Here is a 7,227-nt window from a genome sequence, read left to right as displayed (position 1 = left end):
GGGGGGATGTGGTATAGATAGTATTTTAGCGAATATTATCACCTCAACCCACCCCTCTTATCATGTCCAAAATATTTGAAAACGACCAGTTCAGCAAGCAAGAATTACCCATTCGCTGTCCTCAATGCGCCATGAGGGTCACGATCCGCAATGGCAGCTATAAAAGGGCACACCCTGAAGAAAATTGCCAAATCCGTATTCAGCGTTATCTCTGTAAATATCAACGCTGTCCCAGGAAAACATTTTCTGTCCAGCCGTATCCTTTGCTTCCCGTTCTTCGTCATTTTTACGAGACGGTACTCCTCTGCCATAAGCTCTTCACCAGGCAACAGATGACCCTGGCTTCCATGGCCAGGCATCTTAATGTCACCCCCGGCAGAGCAAAACGTCTCGGTACGTTCTGTCATCAATTTTTCCATTGGCTCAGCCATGAACAAAAAGTGGCGGATTGGGGGGCTGCTTTGCAAGACAACGCCGCCGAGCACTGGGTAGATTTCACCCGAGATTTTTCGCGGAGATTTTACCCAAACAGATGGCCGAAGGCTTTACCAACACAATACAAACCTATCTAATTTCAAGGAGATGTGGTGTTATGTCCTGGATTTTAACTTAACATCAGGAGGTAACATGATATCACCGGACAAAACAGAACTTGCCGTTTGGCGTTACGGCATTATCAGCCGCCTTCTTCATCGAAATGATGATGACGGGCCCCTGGATAATGAACTTCAGCAACTGGCAAGCAGACGCCAACTTCTTTTACAACTGAACAGGTGCCGATGCGAGAGAAACTTGTTAGCTTCTTGGGTGAGAATCTACACGCATATTGAATATAGATGTCGCAGTTCTTTTTTTGGAGGAGATCATCAAACAGGCTGAATCAGAAGAACTCCTTTCTGAGGAGCATTTTACCGTTGATGGCACCTTGATTGAAGCCTGAGCTTCAATAAAAAGTTTTCGACCAAAAGATAGTTGTAGCGACTTGCAAATATAACACCCAGGACTTGCAAACAGAGTCAATCTCGACTCGAATTATTTGCCAATAAGAAAGGGGCCGGGCTAACATTAACTGCTAATAGGCTCGAATTAAATGCCAACGGACCTGCAAACAAGGAGCCCGGCTCAAATTAAACGCCAATAAGAATGGTTATTGGAACAAAGCAAAAAGACTGTCTATCCTGCAGGATCAGGTCGACGAGATATAGGAGAAATCTTAACTTTGGGTTGCTTGAAAAATTCCTAATGTCCCCAACGCCAATGTTAATCTTGTAAAATCTTTGGCTTGTCATTCCACGTGGCATGCTTGATGATGTGATGACTATGGGATAGACTCTCCTTGGCTAGTCGATTGTTTCCCCTCAGGAAAATCTGAACATATCTTCCAATTTGAATCATTCACTTTTTCCATAGAAATAGAGAACTGAGAGAGATTGCCTCTAACCTTGCTGACTGATTCCAAAATTAATCGGATCACTAACATAAAACAGATGATCTTTAACACCACTTTTAATGACACTAGTTACCATGATGCAGTGCGCTTCTTTCTTAATCTCTGGTATAATTTCCTCCTCAAAGCTATATTGGACTTCTGAGTCAGTGGATGATCAGGTACTTGCTCAGATGGTAGCATTTATTGCCCATGAACAGAAGGTGACTGTTGTTGAACTGGTGGTAGCTGTATATTTTAACAACAAGATTGTAGTGTTTTTAAAAGTTATACTGTTGATGAAGATAAGTGTGGTGTTTTAAAAGATATAACTATGGTCTATTTGCAATATACATAAAACCATATGGTTAATTGCAATGATGTAAAATTGCAATGTGTGGCAAATTATTTTTTCTTTTTTGATTATCCTTTGAAATGGCATTGATATGTTTTATATTTTTATTTTTTTATTTTATTTACCTTTCCTATTTGTAGTTATTATTGCTTTGGACAGACTAGGTGTAAGATGGAAAGGAAAGGTTATTTTTTCAATATTTATTATTTGTATCCCATTTTGGGATGTGTTTGTACTTAAGGCGATTTTTTTATACTATTCTGTATTAAATACTCCTTTGCAGAACATTGAAGAAGTTGTGGAGAATCCTGATTCTGTATATTGGGACGATCAGGTGTGGCCTGGTTTTGACAGCAGTTCCCGCTATGCTCCTAATTGATTGTTTTTTCGTGATAGTGATTTTTAGCTTTCGTAAACATTCTGCTGCATATGCGGCATAACAAGTTAAATTTATAACAAAATATTGAAAATATACCTTGACATGACCTGAAAGGCGTGAATTTTGATGTTCTATGTAACAACAATTATTTACATAGGATATCGTCATGACTAAGTCAAAGGTTTACCATACTATTGCTGTCCACTTACCAACCAGACAACCAAAACGAACCGTGCGCAAAAATCTTAACGCAGATGCCCTGATTGCTTTGGCCCGGGAGGAATTCTCCAGGATTAAGGATCACAGAGCAAAAAACAGCCAAATAGAACTTACTGATGTTATGATGTCGGCTTTGGCCATGTTCCATCTTAAGGACCCGTCTCTCCTGGCTTTTGAAAAGCGAAGACAGGAAGAGCCGGAAAACCTGCACTTTATATATGGCGTCGGTCGTATACCGTGCGACAGCCAAATGCGTTCCGCACTTGATGATATAGCTCCAAACGTATTGCGCCCAGCTTTCCGAACTGTTTTCAAGCATCTTCAACGAGGCAAAGCCCTTGAGAATATGACTTTTCTGGACGGTCATTATCTGATCAGCGGCGATGGTACAGGCTACTACTCCTCATCCAAGGTGTCGTCGGATTACTGCCTGAAGAAAGTTACTCGTAACGGTGAAACCAAATATTACCTACAAATGTATGCAGCTGCCATTGTTCACCCTGACCGCAAAGAGGTTGTCCCTCTTTACCCGGAGATGATTACCAAACAGGACGGGAGTACCAAAAACGACTGTGAAAGGAATGCTTCCGGTCGCTTCTGGGATGCTGTGCGAGAGGATCATCCACACCTGAAAATCATTGCCCTGGAGGATGGTCTCAGTAGTAACAGTCCACATATTCGCCACCTGCAAAGCCATAATATCCGTTTTATCCTTGGCGCCAAAGAAGGGGATCATGAGCATTTGTTTGCCCATGTGGACAAGGCTGCCGAGCGTGGAGAAGTGACTGATTTGACATTGGAGGATCCTGAAAACAGCGACATTATTCACTGTTTCCGGTTTATCAATCAGGTTCCACTGAACGCCTCTAACGAGGATCTTCTCGTTAATTTCATGGAACATTGGGAGGTTGACAAGGAAGGTAATGTTATAAACAGGTTCGCCTGGGTGACTGACCTGGAAATAACCACTGACAATGCCATGGATATCATGCGAGCCGGTCGCTCAAGGTGGCGAATTGAAAATGAGACTTTTAATACTCTGAAAAATCAAGGGTACAACCTTGGCCACAATTATGGGCTGGGAAAAAAACATCTCAGCGGCGTCTTTACGACCCTGATGATGCTGGCTTTCCTGATTGACCAGGCCTGTCAGATAAGTTGTTGGCTTTATCAGGAGGCCTTGAGGAATTGCGGGTCAAAACGTGATTTGTGGGAAAAGGTGCGGGGCGTTTTCCATATGTTTACGGTGGATTCCATGGAAACTATATACCGGGCCATTGCCTTTGGATATGAAAAAGTGAAGCTGGTCAACCCACTGACCGACTGACGAACTATTTCTAAAAACAGAATATGTCAAAGAGCATTCCTTGGCGGATACCCGCGAAGGCAACGGAGTCGTATACTCAAAAAACAGATCTTTTGGGTTCAATCCACTGGATTTTTAAGCTTAAAAGCTTCAGTTGCTGTGAAACGGTGAAAATAATGGCTCAACCGAGAAGTTTACCCCAAAAAAATCAAATTTCGCACAGGCTTTGCGCTCAGACGCTGCCATAGCGGGAATTGCTGTGGTTTTGACAGTCATGGCGCATACTTGATGGTCAGAAATTATCTTGATGGTGTTCATCTTAAAGTTCTTGGCCTGAAAGGAGAAGATGGGGATATTTATGTTTACCGTGCTTCTCCTGAAGATTTTCAGAAAAGTGAAGAAATTCGACCAGAAGTGGAGCGTCAGCAAAAAGAGATAGCTGAATTAAGTGCACAAGCTTTCCAGTTGCCTGATTTAGGTAAAGATAATACGGCACTCTGGAAGAGAATACGGGAAGAGTTGGAGCCAGTCGCTAAACCGCTTAAGGAGCAATATGAGAAGCTGAGGGAAGAAGAAATTCAGAAAATCATAAGCCGGGCTGAAAAATATTCCTCTAGATCTTTGTTACCACAATTTAATTACATGGTTTCTTTACAACGTGTCAGATTATCGAGTTTTTCTGAAAGATTTGTCTGGTGCGATGAAATTCGTGTTTGGGACAATAGGAAGGAAAAAGAGATCGCCCGTTCTAGGCGTTTCCTTGGCTACAGTACAATGGTGGGGGTTCGGTCCTTGGGAGGTAGCCCCTTTGAGGGGGGAGGAGGGCTTGGTGACTTAAGAGTTTATAGATTCGACGACAGGGTCCTTTTTAGCTATGCGAAGGTCAACACAGTAGAAACTGACAGAAATTTGTTTAGAAGAGAAATGTATCGATTAGGAAGTATGTATTGGAGAAAAAAGAATAAATCAATGGTGATTCAAGATGCAAAGTAATTCAGACGAAATTGAAGTATGTGGACTTTTAGTGAAGTACAGTTTTGACAATAATTTAATGGCGGATACAACTCTAAAAGAATTGATACTAAGATGTTTTGCTACTGACCTGTATTAAGGCTGATTGTTTCGGATTTAGGGGAGCCCTGTCCAGGAGGTTGTCGGGAGAAGATTTTCGCCTACACAAAATCAAGAAGTTACAGGTGATGTATATCCCGCTACTGACTTCTTTGACGTTGGAAAGGGAAATTTTGGACGCTTTAACCAGCTGTTTTTGAGTTGTTTTATTTACCACCCCTAAATCCGAAATAATCAGGTAGATTGCAATTTATTAAACATCGTTAAAAAGGCGCTTTAGCACAGTTGTGGAGGAGGCGAGGCCTCCTCCACAACTGTGTATTTTCAACAATCCTTATGACGTTTAACGTGACAAAAAATTGTCTTTTCACAATACACGATGTCGTATCATTTCCCTGTCAAATATATGCCTCTCTTTAAAAAACCGCCTAGGAGTCTGCCGGAGAGCTGCTTTTTTTTCACAGTTTAAGGTATTTACAGGAAATCAAGGACAGCCATATTAGTCGATGTTGTGATCATTAATTTTCTAAAAATACCACAAATATGGGGAAAGAACTCTCTCCGACAGACTTCTAGGAATCTGTGATTTCAACTTTAGAGTCGCAGAAAATAGTAAATATCCAAAAATTGCGCAGGATATCGGTTTGGTAACGTCGTCGCGTTAATGGTTCCATACTGGCCGTATTGAGCCATTGACGCTACGACGTTAGTAAGTTGAGAGACAGGCAAGGTTCGATAATGTATTTTTTCCGTTGCCCTTAAACTAAACGTAACAATTGAATATTGTACTACATCGGACGTATAACATCGTAGACTCATGCGATACGGGAACTTTCATGGTGCAATATTTGCATCATAAAGATAAACGGGTGAATCACACCATACATGATTCCCAGCTACTCGTTACGTTTTGTTACAGGACAATGAATATACAAGAAACGAAACAGGCATCCAGCAGACAAGTCATTAAAGGGCAAACCAGCAATCCAGCAGGGTCCTTTGACAAAGTACTTTCCAGTACGTTTGCGTTACAGAAGAAGGCTTCAGGGCAGCAACAGAAGCTTCCGGCTCAGATTGAAATCGGAACCATCACCAAACAAACTCCAACTGTTTCCCAGCTGTTGCTTCAAAATAGAGACTTCAAAGACATTGCCTGGAAAATTCTTGGCAACAGCAGCAACCAAGACAAAGACTATACGGCAATCTCTCCGGGTACCCGAATTTTTCTTAATCCAGAGTCACGTGAGCTGTCTTGGGGAGAAGCAGAGCAAGAGCAAACCCTCCCTGTACATAATTCCACCGGTTTAGCTGCAGGCGTTAATACGGAATCTGCAGCAGAAGTAACCGCGACCTCCAAAGCAGAGAAAACTATCAGCCTGGGTTTTATTACTGATTCCACACCCACTGTCTCTCATCTTTTGCATCGCGATACTCGCTTCAGCGGGCAAACCTGGAAAATCTTAGGTCAAGAGGTAAACGGGAACAAACCTTTTCATAGCGTACAAAAGGGCTCTGAAATTTTTCTCAATCCGGTAACTTTAGAAGTTTCATGGCATAATACCACACGCACAACTCCTGCAGAGGTCACGACACAGAAGACTACATATCCAATACATAACTCAACGAGCAGAAAAATTACGACTGACTCTGTACCAGCCGCAGACCTCAGCCAGGCAGTACAACCATATTTAGGAACATCGTATAAAGAAATCAACTGTTACGAACTTCTTGTCAATGGATTGAAAAAACTGGATATCCCCTATGGTGGCCCCAATGGCCTCTACTCAAAACTAACAAGTATGGCGCTTGACCGGGGAATGGCTGCCAATGCCTATCTTAATGGCGAGGGCATTGTTGAGGTAGCCGGATCAACGGTTTTATCTAAAAAATATACAAACAATACGAACTGGCACAATAATGCTTCAGAGTTATACAGAGAGCTGAAACCACTTCTACATAACGGCCAGATACTTTCCTTCTCAACCCAGACAAAAGGACACACAGGTATAATATCCAGCCAGAAAGATCGTTGGACCTTCATAAACTCAGGCAGACTGGATAATGCCGTAAACAAGCCAGGCCTAACCAGAGGTGTGGGCGAAGAAGTTCTTGAGGATGAAATTCGCAACTGGTTTAAACTAGCCCATAGAAACGGAGAATCCCTCCGGATAACACTCGGCGAGCTGAACCAGAATAAACTTCGTGCTGTTGCCAATATTGAGCGATTACCAGATAATCAGATTTAGCACGTATTTCTTCCTCATGTATATTGTGTAGTAGCTGCAAGGGATGGAGGTAAAGGGATTCTGAGCTTCAACCAATGTCCGGCAGGACAATCAACAAATGCATCGCCTGACCAAATAGTGTCGTTAACCTGACGAATATCATAAAATCATGTTTTTCTAGCTAAAAACCAACAGCTCCATAACATAAACAGGGCATAAGTTAGGCCGGTAAATGGTTACAACTTA

Annotated in this window: 5 protein-coding genes and 1 pseudogene; all 6 read left to right on the top strand. The window is 42.1% G+C overall.

Going from position 1 to position 7,227, the window contains the following annotated elements; genetic code table 11:
• The first annotated feature begins 62 nt into the window (after positions 1-62).
• Positions 63-572 (top strand): transposase, encoded by a 510-nt coding sequence (locus G493_RS33660; RefSeq protein WP_153306667.1) that lies wholly within the window; start codon positions 63-65, stop codon positions 570-572.
• Between the two features lie 248 nt (positions 573-820).
• A pseudogene (locus tag G493_RS34540) lies at positions 821-937 on the top strand (IS5/IS1182 family transposase); the annotation flags it as partial.
• Between the two features lie 659 nt (positions 938-1,596).
• Entirely contained in the window at positions 1,597-1,749 is a 153-nt protein-coding gene (locus G493_RS33655) for a hypothetical protein (RefSeq protein WP_153306666.1), read from the top strand.
• Between the two features lie 577 nt (positions 1,750-2,326).
• Complete coding sequence (locus G493_RS31210; RefSeq protein WP_084813763.1) at positions 2,327-3,706, top strand: transposase; 1,380 nt, start codon at positions 2,327-2,329, stop codon at positions 3,704-3,706.
• Positions 3,707-3,973: 267 nt separating this feature from the next.
• The gene (locus tag G493_RS0124630; protein WP_028582478.1) at positions 3,974-4,678 is read left to right on the top strand and encodes a hypothetical protein; all 705 of its coding nucleotides are present in this window, start codon (positions 3,974-3,976) and stop codon (positions 4,676-4,678) included.
• A gap of 1,001 nt (positions 4,679-5,679) precedes the next feature.
• On the top strand, positions 5,680-7,002 hold the full coding sequence (locus tag G493_RS0124625; protein ID WP_028582477.1) for a hypothetical protein: 1,323 nt from the start codon (positions 5,680-5,682) through the stop codon (positions 7,000-7,002).
• The last annotated feature ends 225 nt before the right edge of the window (positions 7,003-7,227 follow it).

The organism is Desulfogranum japonicum DSM 18378, assembly GCF_000429945.1.
Taxonomy (GTDB): Bacteria; Desulfobacterota; Desulfobulbia; order Desulfobulbales; family Desulfobulbaceae; genus Desulfogranum; species Desulfogranum japonicum.
This window is presented reverse-complemented; position numbering and strand designations above follow the sequence as displayed.